General features: G+C 61.5%; 21 protein-coding genes. 10 read left to right on the forward strand and 11 right to left on the reverse strand.

The window, feature by feature from the left end:
• Positions 1-69: 69 nt before the first annotated feature.
• Positions 70-303 (forward strand): helix-turn-helix domain-containing protein, encoded by a 234-nt coding sequence (locus TabM4_RS05975; protein WP_434619833.1) that lies wholly within the window; start codon positions 70-72, stop codon positions 301-303.
• On the opposite strand, the gene TabM4_RS05980 is transcribed toward TabM4_RS05975, so the two are convergent.
• From TabM4_RS05980 to TabM4_RS06025, 10 genes are all read right to left on the reverse strand, one after another.
• Positions 280-615 (reverse strand): hypothetical protein, encoded by a 336-nt coding sequence (locus TabM4_RS05980; protein WP_434619835.1) that lies wholly within the window; start codon positions 613-615, stop codon positions 280-282. The two genes, TabM4_RS05975 and TabM4_RS05980, sit on opposite strands and share 24 nt — an antisense overlap.
• On the reverse strand, positions 612-2,930 hold the full coding sequence (locus TabM4_RS05985) for a hypothetical protein (RefSeq protein WP_434619838.1): 2,319 nt from the start codon (positions 2,928-2,930) through the stop codon (positions 612-614). The genes TabM4_RS05980 and TabM4_RS05985 overlap by 4 nt, the downstream gene beginning before the upstream one ends.
• A 183-nt stretch (positions 2,931-3,113) precedes the next feature.
• Positions 3,114-5,009, reverse strand: coding sequence for a Clp protease ClpP (locus tag TabM4_RS05990; protein WP_434619842.1), 1,896 nt, complete (start codon positions 5,007-5,009; stop codon positions 3,114-3,116).
• The gene (locus TabM4_RS05995) at positions 5,006-5,437 is read right to left on the reverse strand and encodes a hypothetical protein (RefSeq protein WP_434619845.1); all 432 of its coding nucleotides are present in this window, start codon (positions 5,435-5,437) and stop codon (positions 5,006-5,008) included. The genes TabM4_RS05990 and TabM4_RS05995 overlap by 4 nt, the downstream gene beginning before the upstream one ends.
• A gap of 351 nt (positions 5,438-5,788) precedes the next feature.
• Positions 5,789-6,043 carry a hypothetical protein gene (locus TabM4_RS06000; protein ID WP_434619848.1) on the reverse strand — a complete coding sequence of 85 codons (255 nt, stop codon included), beginning with the start codon at positions 6,041-6,043 and terminating at the stop codon, positions 5,789-5,791.
• 166 nt (positions 6,044-6,209) lie between these two features.
• Positions 6,210-7,394 carry an AAA family ATPase gene (locus TabM4_RS06005; RefSeq protein WP_434619851.1) on the reverse strand — a complete coding sequence of 395 codons (1,185 nt, stop codon included), beginning with the start codon at positions 7,392-7,394 and terminating at the stop codon, positions 6,210-6,212.
• On the reverse strand, positions 7,391-7,639 hold the full coding sequence (locus tag TabM4_RS06010; protein ID WP_434619854.1) for a hypothetical protein: 249 nt from the start codon (positions 7,637-7,639) through the stop codon (positions 7,391-7,393). Before TabM4_RS06010 ends, TabM4_RS06005 begins: the two co-directional genes overlap by 4 nt.
• Positions 7,636-7,800, reverse strand: a complete 165-nt coding sequence (locus TabM4_RS06015; protein WP_434619857.1) for a hypothetical protein — start codon at positions 7,798-7,800, stop codon at positions 7,636-7,638. The genes TabM4_RS06010 and TabM4_RS06015 overlap by 4 nt, the downstream gene beginning before the upstream one ends.
• 137 nt (positions 7,801-7,937) lie before the next feature.
• Positions 7,938-8,072 (reverse strand): helix-turn-helix transcriptional regulator, encoded by a 135-nt coding sequence (locus tag TabM4_RS06020; RefSeq protein ID WP_434619860.1) that lies wholly within the window; start codon positions 8,070-8,072, stop codon positions 7,938-7,940.
• A 72-nt stretch (positions 8,073-8,144) separates the two neighbouring features.
• Positions 8,145-9,077, reverse strand: coding sequence for an IS5 family transposase (locus TabM4_RS06025; protein WP_434613568.1), 933 nt, complete (start codon positions 9,075-9,077; stop codon positions 8,145-8,147).
• A gap of 140 nt (positions 9,078-9,217) precedes the next feature.
• Between TabM4_RS06025 and TabM4_RS06030 the strand changes: the two genes are divergently transcribed.
• The 5 genes from TabM4_RS06030 to TabM4_RS06050 all read left to right on the forward strand — a co-directional run bounded on the left by TabM4_RS06030 (position 9,218) and on the right by TabM4_RS06050 (position 18,646).
• A complete protein-coding gene (locus TabM4_RS06030; RefSeq protein ID WP_434619863.1) occupies positions 9,218-9,685 on the forward strand; it encodes a hypothetical protein in 468 nt (155 codons plus the stop codon).
• Entirely contained in the window at positions 9,682-12,471 is a 2,790-nt protein-coding gene (locus TabM4_RS06035) for a DEAD/DEAH box helicase (RefSeq protein ID WP_434619866.1), read from the forward strand. The genes TabM4_RS06030 and TabM4_RS06035 overlap by 4 nt, the downstream gene beginning before the upstream one ends.
• A 581-nt stretch (positions 12,472-13,052) precedes the next feature.
• On the forward strand, positions 13,053-15,533 hold the full coding sequence (locus tag TabM4_RS06040; RefSeq protein ID WP_434619869.1) for a hypothetical protein: 2,481 nt from the start codon (positions 13,053-13,055) through the stop codon (positions 15,531-15,533).
• Complete coding sequence (locus tag TabM4_RS06045) at positions 15,530-17,311, forward strand: nuclease domain-containing protein (protein WP_434619872.1); 1,782 nt, start codon at positions 15,530-15,532, stop codon at positions 17,309-17,311. The genes TabM4_RS06040 and TabM4_RS06045 overlap by 4 nt, the downstream gene beginning before the upstream one ends.
• A gap of 148 nt (positions 17,312-17,459) precedes the next feature.
• Positions 17,460-18,646 (forward strand): IS3 family transposase gene (locus TabM4_RS06050; protein ID WP_434613863.1). Its coding sequence is split into 2 segments (ribosomal slippage): positions 17,460-17,721 and positions 17,721-18,646, totalling 1,188 coding nucleotides; the frame shifts between segments, so codons are not numbered across the junction.
• Positions 18,647-19,154: 508 nt separating this feature from the next.
• Here TabM4_RS06050 and TabM4_RS06055 read toward each other — a convergent pair.
• Entirely contained in the window at positions 19,155-20,933 is a 1,779-nt protein-coding gene (locus TabM4_RS06055) for an ABC transporter substrate-binding protein (protein ID WP_434619875.1), read from the reverse strand.
• A 283-nt stretch (positions 20,934-21,216) separates the two neighbouring features.
• On the opposite strand from TabM4_RS06055, the gene TabM4_RS06060 reads away from it, so the two are divergent.
• From TabM4_RS06060 to TabM4_RS06075, 4 genes are all read left to right on the forward strand, one after another.
• A complete protein-coding gene (locus TabM4_RS06060) occupies positions 21,217-22,041 on the forward strand; it encodes a sugar phosphate isomerase/epimerase family protein (RefSeq protein WP_434619879.1) in 825 nt (274 codons plus the stop codon).
• Between the two features lie 58 nt (positions 22,042-22,099).
• Complete coding sequence (locus TabM4_RS06065) at positions 22,100-23,386, forward strand: ABC transporter substrate-binding protein (protein WP_434619882.1); 1,287 nt, start codon at positions 22,100-22,102, stop codon at positions 23,384-23,386.
• A gap of 65 nt (positions 23,387-23,451) precedes the next feature.
• Complete coding sequence (locus TabM4_RS06070; protein WP_434619885.1) at positions 23,452-24,309, forward strand: carbohydrate ABC transporter permease; 858 nt, start codon at positions 23,452-23,454, stop codon at positions 24,307-24,309.
• Positions 24,306-25,124 (forward strand): carbohydrate ABC transporter permease, encoded by an 819-nt coding sequence (locus TabM4_RS06075; protein WP_434619887.1) that lies wholly within the window; start codon positions 24,306-24,308, stop codon positions 25,122-25,124. The genes TabM4_RS06070 and TabM4_RS06075 overlap by 4 nt, the downstream gene beginning before the upstream one ends.
• The last annotated feature ends 34 nt before the right edge of the window (positions 25,125-25,158 follow it).

Below are 25,158 nucleotides of genomic sequence, written 5' to 3' on the forward strand. Positions count from 1 at the left end.
TTCCTCCGCAACTGGTTATGATCCGTAGGGATCAATATACAGATTGATCCGAAGGGATCAAGGGGCGCAATGCAGATAAACCAGATCAGGGCGGCAAGGGCATTAATCGGGATATCGCAAGCCGACCTTGCGGCGGCGGCGGGCGTGTCTGTGCCAACTGTGAAGCGCGCGGAAGGGCAAGGGGCGATTGCGGCCTCGCCCGCCGCCGTCGCCGCCATGCGGGCGGCTTTGGAGGCGCGCGGGATCGTGTTCCTCGCACCCGGCGACGTGGCGGGCGGGCTAGGGGTTGCCCTGCGCTCCTAGGGCCTTCCAGCGCTCCACCATCGCCGCCTCAAGGCCCCAATGCAGCACAAGCGCCAAGGCCACCGCGTCCGCGCTTGGCGGCTCGCCTGCAAGCCACCCCTCCACGGTCGCGCCGCTCACGTCAAAATCGCGCGCCGCCGCGTCGTGATCTGCCCCATACCGGGCGGCAATGAATTCCGGCCACGATGGAACGAGTAAGTCCCTGATCTCGGTTGCAGTCGGCAAGCGGGGCGGGTTGGCGGCTGCGAACACGTTCACAAGGACCATCATCGCCGCCACCGCCGCCACACCGTGCCACACGGTCATCTTCATCGCTTCACCTTCGCGGGCCGCGCGCTGTAGCGGCCCATTGCTTTGTCGTGTTCGCCCGATGCGAGTTGCCGCCCCACGGTCACGCGGATGATTTCCTCGCCGGAAGGCCCGCGCTCGCGTTCCTCGGTCACGGGTTGACCGCTGTAATTGTTGATCTGGACAACGGTCGTATTGCCGCCGCCCTCCACCCTCTCGGTCACTTGCGGCCCTTCCCGCATGATCGTCGGCAAGGTGGATCGCATCGGACTTGTCTGCCCGCCGCCGTCGAAGGACCGCAGGCTAAGGGCCAATGCGCGCAAGGACTGTTCGGCGGCGTCCGGCTTGGTGTGGTCAATCACGGTTTCCTGCGGATGCAGCATGGCAAGGAAGCCGCCCTTGCCGTCGAGACCGCCAGACCGCGCCGCATTGCCCGTCGCGCCGCCGCCGTTGAAGGAAGGGGCGCGCATCAAGGCGTCACGCGCGGCCTCGCCGTCCGACAGAACCGCATGCGCCTGTGCCAGTTCCATGATCCGCGACGGGGCGTCGGGCTTGGTGTGGTCGATGACCGTCTCTTGCGGATGCAGTATCGCCCAGAAGCCGCCTTTCCCGTCAACGCCGCCGGATCGCGGGCCGTTGCCAGTGTCGCCGCCGCCGTCCATTGACTTGACGCCCGCGCCTGCCGCCGGGATGCCAATCGTCTTGCCGAACCAGCTTACGGCGGAATCCATCGCCCCGCCGAAAAGCCCCTTGGCCCCAAACAGGCCCCCAAGCGGGCCGTCACCCCATAGCATGGCCTCAAGCAAGGCCCGCCGGATCGCCTTGCCGATAGCGTCGAAGGACGCTTCGCCTTCCAGCGCCAGATCGGTAAACGCGTCCTTAAGGTCCTGCTGCGTATCCTCGAGAAATTTTGCGGCCTCGGAAGTCTCGCCGTATTTGTCCTTGATCATGTCCAGCGCGCGGGCGTGCGTGTCGCCGTCAATCGCCCCGGCCCGCAGAAGCTCGTTGATCTTGGCCTGTTCCGCCGCGAATTTCTCCGCCTCGGTCCGCGTCGCCTCGTATAGACGCTGCGCTTCCCGCAGCATGTCGTTTTGTGCGGAACCACCGCCCGAAGATCGGGGGGCGAAGTTGACAACGGCCCCGCCCGCATCGCCCATGGTCACCGGGCGATTGGACGTTGTGCCGCGACTGCCGTAGCGTTCCATCGCCTGCCCGCCGGGGGAAAACTCGAACCGCATGGCATCAAGCGCGGCCTCGGCGGCAATACGGGCCTGCGCCGCTTCCCACATTTTTTCAGCCAGCGCCGCGATACCCGCAAGCGAACCCTCAGCCGCCGCCCCAATCTTCGCCACGGCCTCCGCCGCGCTTTCCGCTGCCGTTTCCGCAGACCACAGAAGCCCCGGCATCTCGCCAAGATCAACATTGGCCCCCGCCGCCTGACGCTGCATTTCTTCCAGCGCCTTGACCGTCTCGCGCAGGGCCGGGGGCAGTTCATAGCCCGCCGGGACCATCTGCTGAATGAGTGCCAGCGCCGCGCCCGCACCCTCGGCAATGTCCGCCATGCTCTCGCTGCCGCCCAAGCGGTCCAGCGCGGCGGCAAGTTCCAGCGCCTGATCCACGGTCAGGCCCAACTTGCCCGCCACCGCCGCCGCGTTGTCCTCGAACCCCTGCAACGCTTCCTTGGCACGCAGGACCGCCTCGGGGTTGCCAAAGCCCGATGCCAGATCAACCTCGGCCCGCGCGACCTGATCCCGCGCCATCGCCACGTCGCGGACGGCTTGCTCTACGCCCGCCAATTCACCCTTCAACGGCGTGATAGCAGCGCGCAGATCGTCCATCGTCTGCCCAAGGGCCACGCCCGCCATATAGGCGGCGAACCCCTGAATCTGGTCCGAAAACTCGCCAAATTCCTTGGACAGTTCCGCGGTGTCCTTGGCGGCAAGTTGGATGAATTGCTGGTATCCGGCAATACTTTCGCCAAGGGCGGCGGTCGCGTCTTGCAGCGACACGGCATCATCCCGCGCGCCAAGGAAGGCCATCCCAAGGCCACCGACAGCCGCAACCGCCGTGCCTGCAAGGATGCCCACCATCCCCATCCCGCTCAAAAGCTGCGGCAACTGTTGGGATAGGGCTTGTGTCGGGGAAGTCCCCGCCGCGACTTGGACAAAGAAGTCTTGGACCTGAAAGCCCGCGTTTTGCAGGCTGGCCTTGGCCTGATCGCTCACTGCAATGACCTTGCCAAAGGACCTTTCGCCCACCTGTCCAATCTGGATCAGTTCCGCGCGCAGGCGGTCGCCGCCCTGCGACGTGATCCGAACCGAAACTTCTTTCTGTGCCATCGCGGCCCCCTGTTGATGGTAAGCGCGCCGCCGGGCGGCGGAGACACCAACCGGCGGCACTTCCGCGCTCTCGCGGCGGCGGGCGGCGCGTCACCCCAGTCTAGGCCGCGCTGCGGGGGTTACATGCCACCACCCGCTAGGCGAACCGCCGCGCGCATGGAAGAACGCGGCGGGATACCGTCATCACGCGCCGGGGTTGCGATACCACGAAGCCGAAGCGATGAACCGGGCGTCGAAGGCCCAAACAAGGCGGAATTCCATGCCCAAGGTCGTCCAGCCTTGGCGGCTCTCCACACGCGGGGCGGATTGGCCTTGCAGGTAGGCGTGGGCCAGCCCGTCGAAGCGCCCCGGATCTGCAATCACATACCATGCCGTTGCCGAAGTCAGGGCAGGCTCCACGATCAATTCCAGCCGCCCCCCGAAGGGGTTGGCATCATCGGTTTTCGTGGCGCTGATCTCGGTCAGAAGGCGCTGCGCGGCGGTTTCGAGTTCCGGCGGAACCAGCAAGGCCCAAGGCTCAACGGCAAGAAGTTCCCCGTTGATGCCGCGCTGACGGCGCATTGCCGTGCGGGCGGTCGATAGGGTCGCCTGCGACAGCGCCGCGCCCGTGGTGGCGACGTTGCCATGGGTCGAGTGAAAGACGGGTTGACCGTCTGCCATATTCGCACCCGCGCCGCCATTGGCCAGAAGCGGGGCCACAAGCGCGTCGCGCAAATACTCGGTCGCGCCCTGCACCATCTTCGTCGTGATCTGCGAGAAGATGCCCAGCGCCGCCGCGTCATTGGTCAGGGCGACGTTGGAAATGTTGAAGCCCGATGCCACGTCGCGCGGCGTCGGGAGAAGTTCCGAACCCTCGCTCATGGTGACGAAAGTGACTTCGCCGCCTTCGTTCACCACCCGGGGTTTCCCGCTTGCCGACAATACTGCCGCCTTGCCGGATCGGTAATCATCGCGGCGAATTTCGTGCGATGCCCGCACCATATCGGGGCGGCGCTGTTCAAAGCCGCGCCGGACCGCGTTGGAAAGCGAATTCTCCAAGATCACCGGGAAGTCGCCCGTGGAGTGCATCGCCATCCGCACCGCGTCCGCTTGGTCGAAGGGGCGCAAGCCGTTCATCCGGCACACGGCGGCGGCAATGTCCGGGATAGACATTTGCGCCGCGTCACGGGCCTGCGCGTTCGGCTCTTTCGAAGGGGCCAACCGTTCGGTCAGGCCCGCAATCATCCGGGCGCGCATTGCGTCGGGCGCGTCGAAGGAATGGCCCTGCGTGATCCGGGGGCGCGTCGGCGCGCTGTTGTCGCCTTGCGCCGCCCACATTTCGATAACGCGGGCCTGCGCTTGCTCCACCGTCGCGCCCTCGCTGATCAGTTGCGCGGCAAGGGTGGGGTCAAGCTTGGCGGTCGCGACGATCTCGGCAATCTTCGCGGCGCGCGTCCGCTCGGCGGTTGTCATCTGGACTTCCGCCGGGGCGGCGGTTTCCGCCTCGATCTTGGTCTGGTCAGTCATGTCGTTTTCCTTTGCTTGGGCCAGCGCCACCAGAAGCGCGGGCGGAGTGTTTCGGAATTTTGTGGGGTCAAAGATCGCCACGGCGGGCGCGGCCTTGCCCGCCTGTTCCAGCCTGTCAGCAAAGCCAAAGGCCACGGCCTCGGCAGGGGGCATCCACGTCTCGGCCGACATCATCCGCGCCACTTGTTCCCGGCTCACACGGGCGCGGCGGGCGTAAAACTCGGCATAGGTCGCCGCGATGGAGTCCAGCGCGTCGGCGGTCCCGCGAAGGGTTGCCGCCGTGCCGGATGCATCCGTGCTTGGGTTATGAATCATGAACAAAGCCGCCGGATGCAGCACCCGCAGCCGCGCCGCGATGAAGGGCAAGGTCGCCGCCGATGCCACGATGCCCCGGCCTATTGCGGTCACGTCCCCGTGGGCCTCCACCGCCGCCGCATCCGCCGCGCCAATCATCGCAGCGCCGCCGGGGCTGTTGATGATCAGCGTGACGGCCTGCCCCGCATGGGCCTCAAGGAAGTCTGCCAGCGCGCGGCTCTGGTCTTGCGTAACGTGTGAGTAGGCGAAGGTTGTCATGCCGCCACCCGCGCCTGCACCCGCCGCCATTCACGGGAAGCGTTGATCGCGACGAAGGAATGAATCCCGCCCTCGTTGTGATACTTCAGGATCGCTTCAGGTGATGCCGACAGGCGGGCCACCTTGACCGCGCGCCAGCCTTCTTGCGGCCCCGGCTTGAGGAAAAGAAGGATAGCCCATTGATCATGGGTCGCCTCGAAGTCGAACATCCTGCTAGCCCGGTTGGCAAGGAACCGCGCGGCCCCCTGATCAAGCCCGACTTCCGTTCCCGCAAGGAACAGGCGCAGGGCGAAGGCATCGCGTGGCGAATAGGTCGCCTGCCTGCCTTCCTCGCACTGTGTCTCGAAGGGCAGGGCGCGGCGGTGCCGGAGCGTCTCAAAACGATCCGCTCCACACCCTGCCACCTCCAAAAGTTGCGCCCGTTTCATGCGCGCCTCACTTTTTAACATGTCACTCGTCCTTTCTTAACACACTTGCGAGTTAGAATCAATCTAACTTACGCACTGACAGGCTTTTTGGGTCTAGGTTCCGGTCAGGGCCTTCCTCGACGGGTAGTTCCGGGGTCAACATTTGTTTAGGGTCAGCCCCGCCTAAGGGGTTCCGCAGCCGGGGTCCTGTCCGGGGCCTGCCCCATCGGGGGCGGTTCACACCCCGACGCTTTCCTCGCTGCAGAATTTGGGAAGGGGGTAAACACGACACGCGCCAAATTATTACCCATTAAAGGCGGCTGGCCCTAGGAACATGTCGGGGTGGGAACCGCCCGTCGCGGCAGGTCCCGGCTAGGACCCCTTCCGTGCGGCTTCCTCGGCTTCCCAGATCGCCAGCGCGGCGTTGCTCATATGCTTTGCCATGTCAGCCAGCCACGCCGCCCGCTTTGCCGGGGGCGCGGATTGTGCCAGCAGCGCCAGCCCTAAAATGACGGCCCGATGCGCCACGAACATCGGGGCCACGCCGCTTTCCAGCGCCGTTGTCATCGCGCGGCGGATATGGGGGTCGGCCTTGCGGGCCGCGCGGTCGATCTGTCCTTGATCCATTTGCTCTGTCCTTTCTTTGCGGGGGAAAACCCGCGCTTTGCGGGGTTTCAACCCCTCAGGGGGTATGGGGGGGTATGGCGGCTAGGGGGTTGAAGGGGGGTTTCAGGGGGGGTTGAAGGCACTACCGAAGGGGGGGTTGAAGGGGGGTTTCAGGGGGGGTTGAAGGTCATGGGCCATCCTTCGGGACAAGGTATTTCACGCGCCGGGAAGGTGGCCCCTCTTCCGCGATAACGGCCAGACCCTTTGAGATTAGCGCCGTCATGGCGGCTGCGAAGGCCCTCTGTGTCACGCCTTCCGCGCCGTGGTGTGCGGCGAAAACCTTGGGGGCGTAGCTGTTGCTACCCTTGTCGTTTACGCGCCGCCCGGTGGCCTGCATTTCGCGCAACAGCTTCATGAACACCCGCTCGGCCTTCGCGCTTGCGGCCATGCGGTCAAGGCCCGTTGCCGGGGCATCCAGCGCGAAAACCCCGTCCCGCCACGTCATCGGGATTTCCAGCCCGGTCGGCCCGTAGTTCGCCTTTTTGGTGGTCAATACGCGGGCGTCGGTATTGGCCTCAAAGTCGTCTTGTTTCACGCGCTCGAAGTATAAGCGAGACCTTACAGAGTTGTTCCATGCCGTGCTTCCTGACGTGCCGGAACCGCTAGACAGGCCGGACAGGGACGGATGGGCCAGAAGCAACACCGCGCAATTCCGGCGAAGGGCAAGGCCCCTCAGGATCCCGATAAACTGCCGCGCCTTGGCCCGGTCGTTTTCATTGGCGGGATACACGTCCGCCAGCGTGTCGATCACCACCAGATCGGGCGCGTCCAGTTGCGCCCGCTCGTCCAGTTCGGTGAAAAGCGCGGATTGCACCAAGGCTAGGTTGGTATCGAAGGCTAGAAGCGCATCCTCGCCCGCCACGCTGCGTAGGGTCAGGCCCGCCACGTCGGCATAATCGCGGCCCTCGGCCCGCAGGATATCGTCAAGACGGCGATGGAGTTCGTCCACCTCGTCCTCGGCACTCAGGAACAGCGCGTTTCCGGCCTTCACCGGGAAGCCCGCCCATAGCCCGCCGATAGCGCAGGCCGTGGCAAGTTGCAGGGCCAGAAGGGATTTGCCCGTGCCGCCGTCGCCGCCAAGGATCGTCACCGTCCTGTGTGGCACCAAGTCTTGCACCAGCCATTGCCGGGGCGGCACGGGCCTGTTGGCGAGTTCGGCGGCGGAAAAGAAGCGGGACGCGCGTTCAGGCTGCGGGATGATCACTTGCCCGCGCGGGCCGCGATGGTCCCTATCATCGTCGGCTGTTCCGCGCGCCTGATGATCTTTGATTGCCTCCAAGAAGGCGGGCGAAGAAAGCGGGTCAATCGTCATGCCGGGGCCTCCATGCTATCGGCCCCGTAGTGCGCGCCGTCGAAGATTTGCGCGCGAAGGTCAGGGGGCAAGGTGCGGGCGGTCCAGTAGACGATCAGCGCCCTTTCCTCGTCTGTAACGCGGGCGGCGATGACGCGGGCGAAGTCCAGCCACGCGGCCATGCGGCCTTCGGGCGTGTAGCGATACGCGCCAAGGGTCAGGGCAATTCGCAGCATCCGCGCGGCGGCAAGGTGACGATCTGTCATTGCGGCCCCCGTGTCACCAGACAGGGCAGATCGTGCTTTTCGGCATAGTTACACGCCAGCCCGAAAGCCGCTTCCCGCGACGAACACGCCACGCGGCCTAGGACCTCGCCTGACCGCGCTATGACGGCCACCCATTCATCGGGGGCGCGTCTGACGGTCACATACGCGCCCTCTGGCCACCTACGCGGCGGGGTTGCCTTAGCCTGTTCTTGGGGGTATCCTGACACCACACACGCCTCATCACCCGCCCCGGTCGCGCTTGCCCGCGCGCCGGGGTTTCGCTTTTTGCGCGCCATGGTCAGGCCGCCTTGCCTTGGGCATCTTCCCAAGCTTCAACCTCCGACCACTTCCATCGCGACATTTGCGGGGAAAGCTTGATCGGGCCGGGGAATCCGTTCCGCTTCACCCACCCCCAGATGGTCGCGCGGTTCACCCCGAAATGGGCGGCAAGGGCTCTGTTGCACAAATCAGCTGAAGGCCAAGGTTCCCCTTACCCCGGACAGACTCATCCCACGGCTTCCGTGACGGGGATGCCGAGCGCGGTGAAGCCGTTGAGGACGGCGACACGGACCTGGAACTCCGCGACCTGACGGTCGAAGTCCCGAGCGGATAGCCGCTGCCCCAAGAGCTTGACGCAGTGCATCTTGGTCTCTGCACGACTTCGGCGGTGATAGCCGCTCCATCGTCGCCAGATGGTTCGTCCGACGCGTTTTGATGTGCGCAGGATTTCATTGCGTGCGATTGCACCGACGGTGTCAGGTTTCCAAGGTTTGGCGTTCTTCCGCGGCGGGATGATGGCGGCGGCACCCCGGTCGGCGATGGCGTCGTGGCATTTGCGGGTGTCGAAGGCGCCATCGGCGGTGACGGTCGCGATCTCCTGGTCGGGCGGGATCTGGTCAAGCAACTCGGGGAGCATGGGCGCATCGCCCACGTCGCTGGTCGTGAACTCGGCCGCCCGGATTTCCAGAGATTTCTCATCAATCCCGACGTGAATCTTGCGCCACACACGTCGCTTCTTGCCACCATGCTTACGGGCGTTCCACTCGCCTTCCCCTTCGACCTTGATGCCCGTGCTGTCGACCAGCAGGTGCAAGGGACCGTCTGACCCGCGGTAGGCGATGTTCACCTGCAGGGTCTTCTGGCGCCGTGACAGCGTACTGAAATCCGGAACTGCCCAGTTCAGGCCGATCAGTTGCAACAGGCTCTCAACGAACCCGGTCGTCTGGCGAAGCGCCATGCCAAATAGAACCTTCATCGTCAGACAGGTCTGAATGGCGGCGTCGCTGTAGTCGGGCTGCCGCCCGCGCTTGCCGGTCGGCGCGGCCTCCCACGTCATGGCGGGATCGAACCAGATCGTCAGCGAGCCGCGGCGCTTCAGCGCCTTGTTGTAGGCTGGCCAGTTCCGGGTCTTGTAGGTTGGGGCTGTGGGTCTGCTCATGTACCCCAGCTATCACGCTGGATTCACAACATGAATCCTCACAAGCGATTTGTGCAACAGAGCCCAGACACGTCTCTCGCCCATTCATTCTCGCCATTTCCGAGGGTGTCCACGAAGAGCCATCCAAACGCGGAGGCACAATGGAGATCCGCGACGGTCATGGCCTTCCGATATGGCGTTTCGAACGCAAGTTTCCGCAGCAGGACGGAGTAATGTCCCTGGAAACGCCTCGGATTCGAAATTATCGGAAGTTTGACGCGGCTGCGCGTGAAGACGACTTTGGGCTTGGGGGGCTTCAGTCAGTCACCATGGTCGAATTGCTCGATGCAGGATGCATTCGTGGCTATGAATTCCCCGAACAGGCTTGTGCTCTGACCGTCGGGACAAGGATACAGTTGCATACCAAGAGTGGGCATGGATACGGCGAACTTGCCGGAATCGACGTTCAACGGGCTCGCGTTACCCTATGGGTGCCGCAGGAACTCAAGCATCTTCTTGCCCATGGCGTGGCAATAAGGGGCAGCGCACCTGCTCAAGCACGTTCCAAAGTCAAGCCGGGCAAAGGCCGCTCCACAACGACGATAGATAGCAAGGACAAACAAGCATGATCACGCCTATTGTTCCATCCAAAGGCGCGATCGTCCGGCTGACGGCCGAGGGTGGCCGTGGCATCCTGCTTGATCTGCGCCCACCCCGCGTGCCGGTCGAGGGGCAGGTGAAGATTGGTGAGACGATTGAATGGTGCCGTCTTGAAAGACTCAAGCCTGGGTTCCTGCCCGGTGACCTTGTTCAGCATGTTGCGCAGCGCGGTGTATCCCTTGGGACCGGAAAGGTTCTTGCTTGCCGCCATTTGGCAGGTTTCGATCAAGTGCTCGTGCAGTTCGCCGATACGGGCGAGAGTCGTTGGGTTGACTGGCGCCTGCTGTCAAACGCCAAGTCGGTTGAACAGCGTGCTGCTCAGCACCAGACGGGCCTGCATCCCGACCACGCGGAACGCGCGCGCCTACGCATCCTCGCCAATTCTCTACGTATCTGGAATTCAAACACCGGCGCATTCGGGCGGCTCGACATCGACCCGTTGCCCCATCAGCTGGACGTGGCGCGAAAGGTCGTCACTTCGGCACAGCCCCGTTGGCTCATTGCCGACGATGTCGGTCTAGGCAAGACGATCGAAGTTGGTCTGATCCTGCACGCACTTACCCAGAGAAACCGCTGTCGCCGCGTGCTCATCATCTGTCCCTCTTCTCTGACAAAGCAGTGGAAGGACGAGATGTGGGGCCGCTTTGGACGACTGTTCGAAATATACAACCGCGACTTCTTTCCAGAAAACAGCGAAGCGATGAAGCTACGCGACCATGTCATAATCTCGCTCGATCTGGCGAAAAGGCCCGAACATCTTGCGCTGCTCGACGCAGCAGGTGGTTGGGACGCGATCATCTTCGACGAAGCCCACCGTCTGGGAAAATCTGAAACCGGCGAACAGACCGAACGCTTCGCTCTCGCGCGCGCCCTCCACAACCGGGCACATGCCTTCCTGCTGCTGACTGCAACCCCCCACCAGGGCAAGACCAAACGCTTCGCGGCATTGCTCGAACTGGTACGGCCGGATCTGGCTGCAGAGATCGCAAGCCTGAGCATGAACCCGGAAATTGTCGGCGAAATCATCATCCGCAACCGCAAAAGCGCTGTGACCGATGCCGAGGGGCGCCTCATCTTCCGCGGTCATGACACGCGGCGGTTCAGCGTGCCCCCTTCGCCCGAAATGCAGCGCTCAAATGCTGCGCTCGTACGCTACCTCCAAGAAGGTTATCGCGCGGGCGACGCCTCCAGGAACAAGATGCTCGGTCGAGCGATCGGCTTTGTGATGACGACCTACCGCAAGCTCGCCTCCTCGTCGCTCGCAGCCATTGAACGTGCCCTGGAGCGGAGACTAGAGCGGCTGGATGGCGCAGACCGCACCTTCGACCCGAGCTTGCCCGCCGAGGAGGACCTGGAAGACCGCGACGATCTTTCCGAGATCGGAACCATTCGCAGCATTGGCGCCTTCTTCGAGGATGAACGCGAGCAGGTTCTGAACGTGCTTGCAAAAATTCACGCAGCCCGCACCGCCGATACGAAGCGCGATCTATTCGTCGGTCAAATCCTGCGCCCGCTTCTGGGGCAGGGCGAGAGCCTGCTGGTTTTCACCGAATACCGCGCCACTCAGGATTATCTGCGTGAGACCATCGCCGCGGCCCTCCCTGATGTCGCCTGTGTCGGCATCAACGGTTCGATGACCCTTGACGAGAAATCTGAGGCGGTCCGCGCCTTCAATTCTGGCGCGGCGCGCGTTCTCATCTCTACCGAAGCCGGTGGCGAAGGTCTGAATCTTCAGGAAACATGCCACGTGATGGTCAACTACGACCTGCCGTGGAACCCGTCTCGCCTTGTTCAGCGCATCGGCCGCCTCTATCGCTACGGGCAGAAGAAGCGTGTCCAGGTCTTGAACCTGCAATCTGACGACGGGTTCGACAATGCTGCCTTGGGGCTGATGCTGGATCGGGTGACGACGATTGCGTCAGACATGGCAGTGGTGGCGGGCGACGGCAAGGAAGCTCTGGCCGCTGACATTCTGGGTGAGATACTGTCCAACATCGACATGGGCGAGATACTCGAGCGCGCCCAGTCCATGAAATTCGAGCAGACCCAAGAGGATATAGAAGCCGCGATTGCAAGGGCGCGAGAAGCGCGAGCGGCTGAAGCCGACATTCTTCAATACGCCAGTGTCAACCAGACCCAGGTCAGTGGTGGGTTCGACGGCCGGCACATGGTCAGTTTCTTGCGCGCAATGGCGCCATATGCTGACTATGTCCTGCGGCAAGAGCTGCACGAAGGCAGGACTTTGGAAATCCAGCTCTCTGAAGGCGCCATCCGTCAGTGGCCGGAATTCGGGCGTCGATCTGTCGTACGCCTGACAGTCGATCACGTTCGAGCGCGCCGCGACCCGTCCCTTTACCTGATGGACTTTGAAAGCAATTTCGTGCGCTACCTTGCTGAGCTTGCCTCTGATCGCCGTGTCTTTGACGGGCTGTACGGAGAGGCCGAAACGGCGGCAGGCGAGGAAGCGGGTCTGCTGACTGTTCATCGCCTGCGTTGGCAAGATCTTGCGGGGAATCTGCTTGAAGAGGATCTGGTACCAGTCATGTCAACCCTGAATGGTATCCGGGAAATGGACCGTAAGGCTTTCTCGGAATTGCTGGTCAAACCTTTGCGCAGCCTGCGTCACAGAAGCACCGATAACGACCCGGCGCCCAGCGAAAAGCAGTTTGACAAACTGCTTAATGCACGCAGCCGTCCCGATGTCATGCCCGGATCGGTGATCGCTATGGCGGGCCTGAGATTTTCTGCGCGCTAGGCTCGTTATCGAGGCGTTCTCCTGTATTCCGCTGAGAATAGGCCCATAATCGGAATCAAGCCCTGCTTTTTCATTATGATGTTCTGAGTTTCATCCTTTATTCGAGTGTGTTTCCCTTTTTCTCTAGTCTCGCGGCTGGCCTTGAAAGGATACCCCTGCGCAACCGCCGCCGCCTACGACTGTGCGGGTCTATTTTGAGAAGAACTTATTATCTGGCCTAGTCGAAATCCAACGCGTCTGAAGGTCGAGGCGAGCGACATGAAGACGAGAGGCGCCGAGCGCCTCATCCGTGGCGTTTCGCCCGATCAGGGTCACAGGTTCATGGTTTTAGGGAGCGGCAGGGATTCGCTGCGCGGGGATGGCGGCGCTGCTAAGCGGGATCTGTCCCCTGCGGCCGTAGGCACAGCTGTGCCGCAAAGCCACGTCCCGCAGCGACGCCATGGCGTGGCTACCGTGGGTGCGTGCTGGTTAGAAGCTCATCATGAAGTTTTTGATCTTCTGCCAAGCGTGCAATAGTGAGATCGTCGCACACATCTGTAGAGCAACACTGCATATTGTCCAAACGTAGCGGGAGCAGGCAATTGGCATCAAAGGAAAAAAGGTACTTTTTCGCTGTCGGGCAGCGGAGCTTTGAGGCCGGAGCCAGTGCAAACCATTTCTCAACCGTAGTACCAATCGCTGACGCGAGCGGCGAAGTCATCGGCAACCGGCAATCCGAATTCCCCAACCGCGGCCGAGCCTGGTGGATGTTGCGCGGCGAGGCCCGGGTAACACATGCGCCGCCCGGTTGTCTCATCATGTCCGGGATTGAGGATGCGATCGATCTGTCGTCGTCGTCTGAAAAGGACATCTATCAACTTCTTCAGCCCACGCTTCCCGGCCCAAAGGATCTAATCGAGATCCTTATGCCTAGCACCGATCTCACCGATCCGAACGCTCTCCTTGATGATTTTCGTATGCGCTGCGACCACGAGCCGACGCGGCATGTCCTCGTACAGATTGGGGACCACCTCTATGGGCCGCTGAAGGTCGAACTCGATCGACCCGAGAATGACCGTCTGATCGAGCCGGAAATCCGCTTCACCAAGCCGGTCGCACCGAATGCTATCTACCGAATTGAGGCTGGTGATGTTGAGGGCCGTCACGGCCAAATCCGACACCAGGTCGTCGTGCAGCGCGATGCAAGCAAGCCGAACGATCAGATCGGGCATACGGTTCGCTACCACGCCATCACAGGTGCTCTTTATGAAGAGTTGCGAGAAGGAGCGCAGGAGGTCGACCTCGTGTCCTTGCAGGATGCTGTCCGGCAGGTTTCGAGGGATTTCCTGTCTCGAAAGGAGCGGCGCGAGTTTTTGGACCGGCTCGGCAGATTTGCCGAGGAGGCGCAGTCTTCCCCTTCCGTGATCGCACGGGTCCGCGGCTTGCTGGAAGGCAAGGGCAAGGAACTCGACGCGCTGGATCAGATCTTCGACGCGCTGCTCTCGGATGACAGCTTCAAGCCAAAGATAGATCAGGCGGTTGCGCAGGAAATCGAAAAGCGGGTCGAGGTGCAAGCGGCGCAGATCGACGCCCGCGCCAAGGAGCGGATCAAGGAACTCAGCATCCAGTTGGAGAACCTCAGGGCGGACTACGCGGCGGAGAGGGAGAATTTCGAAACTGAGAGGGCGCGCCGTTACAATGCGCTCCAAGAGGAACTGGACGCGAGGGAACAGGCCGCGAAACAGGAACTTGAGGCGAAATGGGAAGAACTGATCCTTCAAGAAGACCTGATCAGCCAAAGCCTGGAAGCCGTTGCAGAAAGATTGTCGAGCGACCGCAAAGGATTGCTAAACGACTATATTGCCATTGAACCTCTGCTGCGTCGCCTCGGCCTTGGGGGGTCACTGAGAGGCGATGACGCCCCGGTAGGGACTTCAACGACGAAAACCTCGGCACCCGCGCTCAACCTGCCTGACTTCCCAACGTCCGCGCCCGATCGGGCGCCAATGTCAGAGTCGGCTTTCTTCGAGAGGTTCGTATCGCATGTTGAAGCTTGCGGCTTCATCTTTGACCGAGAGGATCTTCTGGCTTTTCACCTTTCCGCTAAGGAGCGTGCGCCGGTCATTCTGGGCGGCGCGTCTGGATCGGGAAAATCGTCTCTGCCTGTCCTTTATGCGGAAGCTCTTGCAGGACAGGACGTCGCCAAGGGCTATCTGGCAGTGGACGTTAGCCCATCTTGGACAAGCCCTGCGGACCTGCTCGGCTATACCGACGCGCTCGAACACAGCTTCGTACCGGCGGCTTCGGGATTGCTGAATCAAATGATTCTCGCCTCTCATGCACGCAAGACCCTTGGACCCTCCGCTCCGGTGTTCACTGCCTGCCTCGAAGAGCTGAACATTGCGCAGCCTGAACACTACCTTGCTGATGTTATTCAGGCGATATCGCGCTCGCCGGGAAGTCAGTTCATTAGCGTCTTCGATCCCAACGCCGTACGAAACGATGATCCCTACCGACCATACGCACGTCTCGAACTCTCGCCGAACCTGATCATCGTAGGCACCGTGAATTTCGACGAAACGACGCGTCCCTTGTCGATGCGCCTTCTGGATCGGTGCAACCTGATCGAATTCGTGGTGGACGAACGTCTTCCCGTTCTGGGAATGAATGCTCGGACCGGGGCTAGGGTGGTCGAGGGGCAGGCTGTGCTTCAGTCGGACCGTGATCGGTGGACACGGAACACTAACGTGCCTGCTCGCACGATTGAGGTGTTGAGCGACATTCAACCAGACCTGAGTATGCTTGGCTGCGGGCTCACCCATAGGCGTCAGACGTCGATCTGCAGTTTCATCGCCAATGCTCCCGAGAGCATTTGCAGCTTTGATCAGGCACTAGATATGCAACTGCGGCAACGCATCCTGCCACAGATCAGGGGGCTGTACCGGCCGGGAGCACTGGAAGCCTTGAGGCGACTTTCTGGCAAGCTCGAAAAGATATGCGACGTCCCAAAGACCCTCAAATCTCTCGCCCGCCTAGAGTCTGACGCGCGCGCTTCCGACGATGTGTTCCTCGGGGAAGAATGACACGCTTCATCGTCTTTACTGGTCGCTCGACACTGCTCGAAACCTCCGTTGGCGGGGCTCAATCCGTGCAGAGCTTCGAGGTGCAGGAAACGACACGCGTCGGCTTTGAGGTTGACGACTATGACGAGGGTGTGACCTACCAGATAACGATTGGGGACATTCCGATCGCTGAAGCACCGCAGGAGCGCCGATCGCGTCTGGAGTGGCCGGCATCGCCGTGTCTGGATGGCGCATCCGGCGTGACCCCGATCAGCCTTCGCGATGCGGCAACGGGCGACATTCTTGCGCGAACTCTCGCGTTGGTCGAGCCCAGCAAGCTGTCCGAGAACGCATATGACGCCATGTTCGAAGACATGCGGCGCATTAGTGTCGAGTTGTTACTCGATCTGATCTCGAAATCCCGTCTTGCGTTGGCGCAGCTTCCCTCTTCCCACGGTAGCGGTGTACAGCCTCTAACGGCACGTCTGGAACTGAGCCAGATCCGGCGCTTCTGGAAGTGCTTCTCTCCAGTCATTGCTGATATTCTCGAGGATCCTCACACGGAACTCCGACCAATGCAGATAACTCGGCCGCTTAGGCCGGGAGAGCGGCTCACACCCGATGTCGTGCAGCGGTTTGCCCACCGAGGCCTTACCGCTCGCGACGCCGTGCGATCCGGCAGGCTTGTGGAACTTGCGACATCGGAACAGGTCAGGAACACTCGAGAGAACCGGGTGCTCGTCGCGTTCATGGATCTCCTCCGGCGGAGAGTCGAGCGTAGCCTTAGGCGTGCCCGGTCGGAGCGTGAGATGCGCCTTGCGCAAAAACGCAGCTATGGAAGTGCTGACGCAGCATTGGCCCGGTTCATTGAACTGCGCGAGGACCCGAAGATCGCGAGGTTGCAGGAAATCGTCGATGCCTGCGAAGGCACGATGACCGAGGTCCACAGGGCGATGCAGAGTTTTTCCGTACCTGTCACCCGAATGGGCCGACAGGGCTTTCTTGCTAGTTTCAACGGCCCCTTCTTCCGAAGCCATCCAAAGTATGCGCGTGCCGCGAGATTGATGTTGGCTTTCCTGAACAACACAGCGATTGTTGTGGAGCAAGGAGACGCGGAAGGTGCCAAGTCGATCGAAACGATCTTCGAGCAGTGGGTTTTTTTCCAGTTCTCTGCAGCACTACAAGCCGCTGGGCTGTCTTGCATTTCGCACAATTCAATATTCGAGCCGATAGCAAGAGATCGTTTCTCGGTCGATCTAGATCGCAATGCGGCCATCGATTTTGAAGCCCCGGACAAACGTATCGTGCGTCTGCGCTATGAACCCACCATCCTCCCGCGCGAAGCGGCGCAGGGTATGGATTCTCTTTACCGCGGAAATTCAGCTTCTCCATGGACGCCGGACATAGTGTTGGAGATCTTGGCGCCAAGCGCCGATCTGCGCGACTACCGGCTCGCATATGCCGCTGTGATCGACGCAAAATACACAACCGTCGGAAATGTGTGGGATCGTCTGCAGAAGATTGAAAAGTATCGCGAAATCAGAAGTGTCGATACGGATAGTCAAATCGCTCGCCAAGTTTGGGTCGCGGCGCCAATCTCTGCGTCGCTGCAACCACGCGACGAAGCCGTAACTTGGTCGACAGGCGGCGATGTTGGTGCCAATGCCTTAGACGTAATCTTGGGGGTTCTTGGGGTTGATCCCGCTGATCGAGATCAAACCGGAGCCACCCTCAAAGCCTTCATCTTGGGTTTGCTGGCGCACTCAGCAGAGTATGCAAGAGCCACCAGTCGACAGTAAAACGCGATCCATAAATCTTTGTTTATGCGACTGCTTTGGGACTAGCGCAACGAACTCCAATCCTTCTGCTAACGTGGAGAAGGTTTGCTCTGACCCCCGATAACTCCTCCATCTGATGCTAGAGTCCGGCCCACTGAGAGGATCGGACATGAAGAGATCGAAGTTCACGGAAGAGCAGATCATTGGGATTTTGCGAGAGCAGGAGGCTGGGGCGAAGACGACGGAACTGTGCCGCAAGCACGGGATGTCGGAAGCGACCTTTTACGCGTGGAAGGCCAAGTTTGGCGGCATGGATGTTTCGGACGCGAAGCGCCTGAAGCAGCTTGAGGACGAGAACGCCCGTCTGAAGCGGTTGTTGGCAGAGTCGCTTTTGGATCAGGCTGCCTTGAAGGATTTGCTGTCGCGAAAGTGGTAACGCCCGCCGCTAGGCGCGAAGCCGTCGCGATCCTTGTGGAGCATCACGAGATGAGCGAGCGGCGGGCGTGTTCCGTGGTCGGAGCGGACCGGACCTCCATCCGATATCGCAGTTGCCGACCAGACGATACAGATCTGCGCGAGCGCCTGCGGACGCTGGCGGGCGAACGGCGCCGCTTCGGCTATCGGCGGCTGCATGTCTTGCTGCGGCGAGAAGGCCATTCGGTGAACCACAAGAAGACGCAACGGATCTACCGTGAGGAAGGCCTGTCCGTGCGAAAGCGGAAGGGCCGCAAGAAGGCCAGTGGCACACGCGCACCCTTGCTGAGCATGGTCATGCCGAATGCACGCTGGTCTGTCGATTTCGTCCATGACCAGTTCGCGCATGGTAGGCGCTTCCGCATCTTCAACGTCATCGACGATGTAACGAAGGAGTGCCTGGCTGCGGTCGTCGATACCTCCATCTCAGGTCGCCGCGTTGCAAGGGAACTCACAACGTTGATTGAGCGGCGCGGCAAGCCTGGACTCATCGTCAGCGACCACGGCACGGAGTTCACTTCCAATGCGATGCTGGCCTGGAGCGAAGACGCAGGGGTGCCTTGGCACTTCATCGCACCGGGAAAGCCCATGCAGAACGGAATCTGCGAAGCCTTCAATTCCAAGATGAGGGACGAACTCTTGAATGAGACGCTGTTTTTTGGCCTCGACCACGCACGATCTGCCGTCGCGCGCTGGGTCGCTGATTACAACGCAACCAGGCCGCACTCCGCGCTCGGCTATCTCACACCCGCAGCCTATGCTGCCAAACTCACCGCAATGGGCGACCGGCTTCTCGAAACGGAAACGCTCCGCCGCTCGCCCATTGCTCACAACGCGCAACCGCGCCAATTTCAACCATCGGCTCTGGTTTCAGGTGGATGAGTAAAGGGGGTCAGAGCATACTGCATATGCTGGGCGCCTGTTGGTTCGCTGGGGCGCTGGTACGCGTGCCTGGTCACAGTGGGCAAGCAGAAACGAGAAGGAAATCCTGGAGCTACGGCAGCAGCCGTATGAGCCGCCTTTCCCTGGTTTTTCATCCTTTCGAGCGCGGATCAGCGAAATCCCAACGTTCCCAGAGTCCTGGATTGGAGCTTTGGAGCGCGTTCGAGGGATCTATCTCTTGGTGACGGCTATTGGCGAACAGTACGTCGGGTCTGCGGCAGGGGTGGATGGCTTCATTGGGCGATGGCGTTCATATCTTGCGAATGGCCACGGAGGAAATGCGTTGCTTCGAGCGGGAGGCCATCGAGATTACACGGTATCTATCCTCGAGATCGCATCGCCCGACATGGCTCTTACGGACATCATTGCTCGAGAAGGGTTCTGGAAGGAAAAACTGGGGGCGCGGGCGCATGGGCTGAACGCTAACTAGGTTACCCTCGAGAATCCGCTAAGAGTTCTTCCGGAACTGCGGCAGATACTCGGCACGGCCTTGGGCCGTCGTCAGCGCCTCGCGCATTGTCTTGGTGCCGCTAAGAACGTCGTGTATCTCCTCGCCTGCGATGGCGATGAGATCGGCTATGCCGGGAACCGGAGGGCGAGGCCACATCCGCATGTACCCCTTCCCAGCCATTTCATCTATAGCCGAGATCAGTGGGGACAATGCCGCCACCTCGGGGTCGCGGCTCACGCTGGTCCTCGGGCTCGCAAGACTGCCGTTGGCAAGGTACAGCTTGGTCGCCGACGCTGTGGTGAAGGCTTGCAGCGCTCGCCAGACTTCGCCGATGCGATTGGCCGCTATGTTGGCCGGGATAGCCAGTGAATAGCCTCCCATCGGAACGATCGGCCGTCCTTTGGGCCCCGTCGGATGCGGGGCGTAACCTGTGCACAAATGCGCCGGCGAGGTTTGGTCGGTTTCGTGAATAGGTGCCAGGATCGAATGTGAATAGGCCATTGCCGCACTTCCCGTGGCGTAGCTGCGCGCCCGGTCGTACCAGTTCATCTGTAAGATGCCCGGCGGCGATACTTCCAGCAGATCGAGCAGATACTCCACTGTCTGCCGGGCGGCGTCGGATTGGAACATCGGACGCATGTTGGCGGGCGCAACGTGTTCGGCGTCAAAGCCATCGTTGGTGGGCCGCAGGTCGATGATAGGCTGTCCGAAGGCGCTCATGATCATCAGGAAGGTATGGCCAAGGGGCGTTCCTCGACCGCCGTTCCAACTTATCCCTGCCAGCCCTGCCTTAGGGTCGTGCAGGGTCCGCGCTACCACCAGAGTCTGTTCGACGGTTCGTGGAGGTTCCAGCCCAGCGGCGGCCAGAAGGTCTTTGCGGTAGACCAGTATCTCTCCGGACACCATTATCGGTACGCCGTATTGCACGCCCTGCCAGGATGAACTGGCAAGCGCATCGGGATAGATATCGGACTGGTCGAACCCGGTTTCGGCGATCAGGGCGTCCAGCGGTAACAGACGACCTTCCTCCGCCATCTCACCGAACCAGGGCAGATCGACCGCCACGATGTCATACTGCGATACCGCCCGTTTTGCATTGGCGCTCAACTCGACGCGCAGCCGGTCGATGGAGTGCGCGCGGCTTTCGATGCCCGTGCCCATGATCATCTCAAACTGACGCTTAAGGTTCAGCATCGCCATAAAGGTCGGATCCGCGTGGACCAGAACGCGCAGACCGCCGCCGAGGCTCAGCTTTGTGTCCAGCACCGACGGCGGCGGCAGGACTGTCGGCGGCGCCGTGCGACGTGGCTTCGGCGTCGCCTCCTTTCGTAGTGTGCCACGCATCAGCGCGTCGCCGCGGTATGCGAACTGACGCCAACGGGCTAGCAACTTAGCCGAAGGGTGCAACGAGTGTGACCGCCCCGATGCCGTTCGCTCACGCCGAACCAAAAGGCCGCGCTCGTCCAGATCGTCGATGGTCCGAAGGGCGGTTCCGTAGCTGAGCCCCGACGCAGCGGCCAGCGAAGAGCCTGTTACCAACTGGCCGTCAAAATGGCTGCCGATCAGATGCAGGATCATGCGCATCTCGCGCTGATGGCCAGCGGGACCAAGCAGAGTTTCTGCGCCGTCGTATATCTGGCCGACGAAATCGACAAAGCGAATCTGTTCGTCGCGGATCGCCTTTTGTCCGGCAGATTTCGAGTCAACAACTTCGTAGGGGCCCTCCGGACGTTCATGCTCGGTGCGATGGCGGCCTTTGGTGGCAGGATTGGTCAATCTTGCGCCCCCCTGAAGATATGGAACCGATTGGTCCGAATTGTCCGGATGGAAATCTGTCCAATCTGTATCCGACTAGCAAAGGCCACGTCCACATGTCCGTTTTGGACGCCGACGCCTACGATGTCCAAATTGGACAAGTTGGTGGGTATTGGCGATTTTCAGTGTCCAGTATGGTCATCTTGCTGCCTGGGATAACCCCCGGGGGTCCATCAAGGTGGGGCGCGGTCAACAACCTGCGTCGGTGGATGATTGGTCGCGACAGTGAGCTTGGGAGGGCATCATGAAACTTGCATTCAACACTTGGGTCTATTCCGGTTTTCCGGTCTGGGTGCCGTCCTATCCGCTGGAAGAGGCGATCAAGCGCCTTGCGCGGATCGGCTATGACGGAATCGAGATCGGGGCCGCTGCGCCGCATGCCTTTCCCGATTATCTTAATGCGGCCCGCCGGCGCGAGATCCGGCAAGTCCTTGATGGGGAGGGGATTGCCGTTTCTAGCATGTTGCCGGCACCCGGAGGTGGCGCGGGCTACAACGTCGCCTCCCCCGATGCGGCTGAACGCGCTGCCGCCATCGACATGTACAAGAAAGTCACCGACCTCTGCGCCGAATGGGGCGCGCCGACGTTGCTCTACGTCGCCGGGTGGCAGGTGTTCGGGACCGCGCGGCCGCAGGCTCTGGAATGGACAACCGCCGCCTTGGGCGAGGTCGCTGACCACGCCGCTAAGGCAGGTGTTACCGTCGCGGTCGAGCCGACATCGGCGGACAGCAACCTGATCGACTCTTGCGACGATGTCATCGCGCTGATGGATGCGGTTGACCGGCCGAACGTCGGCGCGATGTTCGACACCTACCACAGCCTCTACCGCAACGAGGTCCCAACCGACTATGTCTACCGGCTCGGAAAGCGGCTTAGGCACATACATCTGGCCGACGTGAACCGCGAGGCACCAGGCAGCGGTGTGGTGGACTATGTATCGCTGATCCAGGCGCTTCGTGACATCGGTTACGATGGCTACCTGGCAATGGAAATCGGCTTCAACCGCCGTAACGTCGAGCCGGACGATATGGCCCGCCGTGCCCACGCCTACCTGAAGTCCATTCTCTAAAAACTCCCCCCAGCCCCGGATCGGGGCAGCGGGGCAATTCCAACTGGGAGGAATGAACATGACACGAACCGCCTGTAGCGCACCTTTGGTGCTGTTCATCGCCACGCAGGCTGCAGCGCAGGACACCATTGTGGTGACCCAGTGGGACCAGTTTGCGCAAAGCGGCATCACCGCCGCCGGTCCGGCGATGGACGAGCTGATCGCCACGTGCAAACCATCGCTGAACGGTACTGAGGTGCTGCGTACCATCGCCCCCTCCATTGGCATCCGCGATAGCTATCGTCTGGCCGTTTCAGCGGGCAAGACGCCCGATCTGGCCTACACCTGGCCCGCCGCGTCGGTGCTGTCCGGCTATGCCCGCGTTGGCGCGCTGGCGCCGCTTGATGACTACTATGCCAAGTATGGCTGGGATCAGGTCAACGAGTTCTACAAGGGCCGCAACTCCTACGAAGGCAAGGTCTACGGGCTGCCGATGGAGCAGGACCTGATGGGGGTCTACTACAACAAGGCCCTGTTCGCCGAAAAAGGCCTGACGGTGCCCACCACCTATGCCGAGTTCCAGGCGCTGGTCGAGACGCTCAAGGCCGACGGGATCATCCCGGTCGCCTTCGGCAACCGCGACCGCTGGCCCGCGACCAACACCTTCAGCCTGATCCTCGGCCTGACCGCCGGGCGTGCGTTGGAGGAGAAGGTGCTTTTCGGCGACGAACCGTGGACCAACCCGGCCTTCGTGCAGGCCGCTCAGACGTTCCAGGCCTGGGCCGAAGCCGACTATTTTCCGCGCGGCTTTAACGGTGTCGGTTATGACGAGGCCAATGCGCTGTTCCTGTCGGGCCGGGCGGCGATGACCATCACCGGCACCTGGGTGCTGCAGGACATGATCCGTGGTGCCGAATTCGACCTTGGCGTCTTCATGCTGCCCCCCATCGCCGACGGCGTGGCCCCGGGGACGATGTGGGGAGAGGGGTCGCAATGGCAACTTTCTGCGACTGCAACACCCGAAGTCCGCGATGCAGCGGCCGCCTACCTAAACTGCCTTGTCTCGCCCGAAAGCCGACAGGTCTGGGTGCAGAAGGGCTACACTGTGCCCATCGGCACTACGCCCGAGGAATTGGCAGCATGGGGGGCGGACCCGGTGGTGCAGGAGTTTTTCACCGGTGGTCTCGCAACACCCGACGCAAATTTCTACGATCTGCACACGACTCTGCCCGAAAGCATGACGCAGGTTCTCTACCCCGAGTTGCAGCGCCTTGTCGGCGGTGAGGTCACGCCCGAGGAATTCCTGCAGACCATGCAGACGGCATGGGAAACTGCTGGCGCGAACGGAGAGCGCTGGATTCCCTGAGCAAGTTCTGGCGGGCCGCAGGAAGCGACCCGCCAACTCCCGCACCTCATGAAGGATGCACAGCAATGTCCTCGCGCCCCGCCTACATTTTTATTCTGCCGGCGCTGTTGCTCTACGGCGCTTTCGTAGTGGTGCCGATCCTGCAGGTGACGGCCTACTCGTTCTTTTCTTGGGACAACGGCATCTTGCAGGAATTCGTCGGCTTCGCCAATTATGCGCGCCTTGGATCGGATACGGTGTTCTGGGCGGCACTTGGCCACAATGCGATCTGGGTCGTGCTGACACTGGCCTTCCCGCTATTGGCGGGCCTGCTGCTTGCGGCGATCCTAGCAGAGCGGAGCCCGCGCACTATCCAGGTGATGAGTGCCATCTACTTCATCCCCCGCACCATCCCGCTGGTGGTCGCGGGGATCATCTGGGGCTGGATCTACAACCCCTTGTTCGGTTTGCTCAATTACGGGCTCGACATGGTAGGTCTCGGCAACCTCGCCGGTGCGTGGCTTGCCGAGGAAAGCACAGCGCTGGTGTCACTCAACGTGGTCGGCGCTTGGACCTTCTTTGGCTTTTGCGTAGTGATCTACCTTGGCGCCATCCAATCGATCGACCCCTCGCTTTACGAGGCGGCTGAAGTCGACGGCGCGCCTTGGTGGCGCAAGTTTCGCGACATAACCGTGCCGCTCTTGAGCAACTCCACTTTGTTCCTCGGCCTTTATGCCGCCATTGAAGCAATGCGCTTCTTCGACCTGATCTGGGTCACCACCCAGGGCGGCCCCGGCTATGCCACCGAGGTGCTGACCACCCATGTCTACAAGACCTTCTTCTTGGTCGGCGACTTCGGCTACGCCTCGGTCCTGTCCGTCGTGCTTCTGGTCATCGTGCTGAGCCTCAGCGCGGTCGCCTTCCGGCTTCTGAGGGCAAAATGAACCGTTTCACCAAACATTCGCAGACGATCATCCTCGCGCTCTTCGCCCTTTATGCGCTGGCGCCGGTCTACCTTGTGCTGCTGGCCTCGATGCGCAGCGAATCTGATCTCTTCGACGGGCCGCTCAGCCTGCCATGGCCGATCGAGACGGCCAACTATGTGCGCGTCTGGACCGAAAGCGGGTTCTCGACCTTCTTCTGGAACTCGCTCAAGATCTCGGTGGCGGTCACCATCCTTGTGCTGCTGACCGCGCCGCTGGCCGGTTACGCCTTCGCGAAGATGCGGTTTCGCGGCCGCGAGGCGCTGTTCGCGCTGTTCCTTGCCGGGCTCGTGGTGCCAGCGCCTTCGGTTATCGTGGCGCTTTACGGCAACCTGCAGGCGATGGGGGTGATCGACACCCATATCGGAGTCATCCTTCCGCAGGCGGCGCTGCTGATGCCGTTTTCGGTATTCATGATGCGCACCGTCATGCAGGAAGTCCCCGATGAGTTGATTGAGGCCTCCACCATGGACGGCGCGACACCACTTTTCGGGTTCCTTACCGTGGTGGTGCCGTTGGCCCGGCCGGGCCTCATGTCCCTGACGCTGATTGTCTTTCTGTTTTCCTGGCAGGAATACCTTCTGCCGCTTGTTGTGCTGCAAACCGAAACGCTGAAAACCATCACGGTTGGCGCGGCAAGCCTGCAAGGACGTTACGGCGTCGATTATGGCGGCATCGCTGCTGCCGGTCTGATCGCCTTTGCCCCGCTCTTGGTGCTGTTCTTGGCCATGCAGCGTTCGTTTGTGCGCGGCCTGTCGGCTGGTGCAGTCAAGTGACACCCTCCATGGATGGAGATCCAGAATGGTTAAA

The sequence above is a fragment of the Tabrizicola sp. M-4 genome (assembly GCF_051132405.1).
In the GTDB taxonomy this organism is placed as follows: Bacteria; Pseudomonadota; Alphaproteobacteria; order Rhodobacterales; family Rhodobacteraceae; genus Paragemmobacter.

What these genes read in the sequence shown, in the direction of transcription:
- TabM4_RS05975 (WP_434619833.1), top strand. Translation starts at nt 70, where the DNA reads ATGCAGATAAACCAGATCAGGGCGGCAAGGGCATTAATCGGGATATCG.
- TabM4_RS05980 (WP_434619835.1), bottom strand. Translation starts at nt 615, where the DNA reads ATGAAGATGACCGTGTGGCACGGTGTGGCGGCGGTGGCGGCGATGATG.
- TabM4_RS05985 (WP_434619838.1), bottom strand. Translation starts at nt 2,930, where the DNA reads ATGGCACAGAAAGAAGTTTCGGTTCGGATCACGTCGCAGGGCGGCGAC.
- TabM4_RS05990 (WP_434619842.1), bottom strand. Translation starts at nt 5,009, where the DNA reads ATGACAACCTTCGCCTACTCACACGTTACGCAAGACCAGAGCCGCGCG.
- TabM4_RS05995 (WP_434619845.1), bottom strand. Translation starts at nt 5,437, where the DNA reads ATGAAACGGGCGCAACTTTTGGAGGTGGCAGGGTGTGGAGCGGATCGT.
- TabM4_RS06000 (WP_434619848.1), bottom strand. Translation starts at nt 6,043, where the DNA reads ATGGATCAAGGACAGATCGACCGCGCGGCCCGCAAGGCCGACCCCCAT.
- TabM4_RS06005 (WP_434619851.1), bottom strand. Translation starts at nt 7,394, where the DNA reads ATGACGATTGACCCGCTTTCTTCGCCCGCCTTCTTGGAGGCAATCAAA.
- TabM4_RS06010 (WP_434619854.1), bottom strand. Translation starts at nt 7,639, where the DNA reads ATGACAGATCGTCACCTTGCCGCCGCGCGGATGCTGCGAATTGCCCTG.
- TabM4_RS06025 (WP_434613568.1), bottom strand. Translation starts at nt 9,077, where the DNA reads ATGAGCAGACCCACAGCCCCAACCTACAAGACCCGGAACTGGCCAGCC.
- TabM4_RS06030 (WP_434619863.1), top strand. Translation starts at nt 9,218, where the DNA reads ATGGAGATCCGCGACGGTCATGGCCTTCCGATATGGCGTTTCGAACGC.
- TabM4_RS06035 (WP_434619866.1), top strand. Translation starts at nt 9,682, where the DNA reads ATGATCACGCCTATTGTTCCATCCAAAGGCGCGATCGTCCGGCTGACG.
- TabM4_RS06045 (WP_434619872.1), top strand. Translation starts at nt 15,530, where the DNA reads ATGACACGCTTCATCGTCTTTACTGGTCGCTCGACACTGCTCGAAACC.
- TabM4_RS06060 (WP_434619879.1), top strand. Translation starts at nt 21,217, where the DNA reads ATGAAACTTGCATTCAACACTTGGGTCTATTCCGGTTTTCCGGTCTGG.
- TabM4_RS06065 (WP_434619882.1), top strand. Translation starts at nt 22,100, where the DNA reads ATGACACGAACCGCCTGTAGCGCACCTTTGGTGCTGTTCATCGCCACG.
- TabM4_RS06070 (WP_434619885.1), top strand. Translation starts at nt 23,452, where the DNA reads ATGTCCTCGCGCCCCGCCTACATTTTTATTCTGCCGGCGCTGTTGCTC.
- TabM4_RS06075 (WP_434619887.1), top strand. Translation starts at nt 24,306, where the DNA reads ATGAACCGTTTCACCAAACATTCGCAGACGATCATCCTCGCGCTCTTC.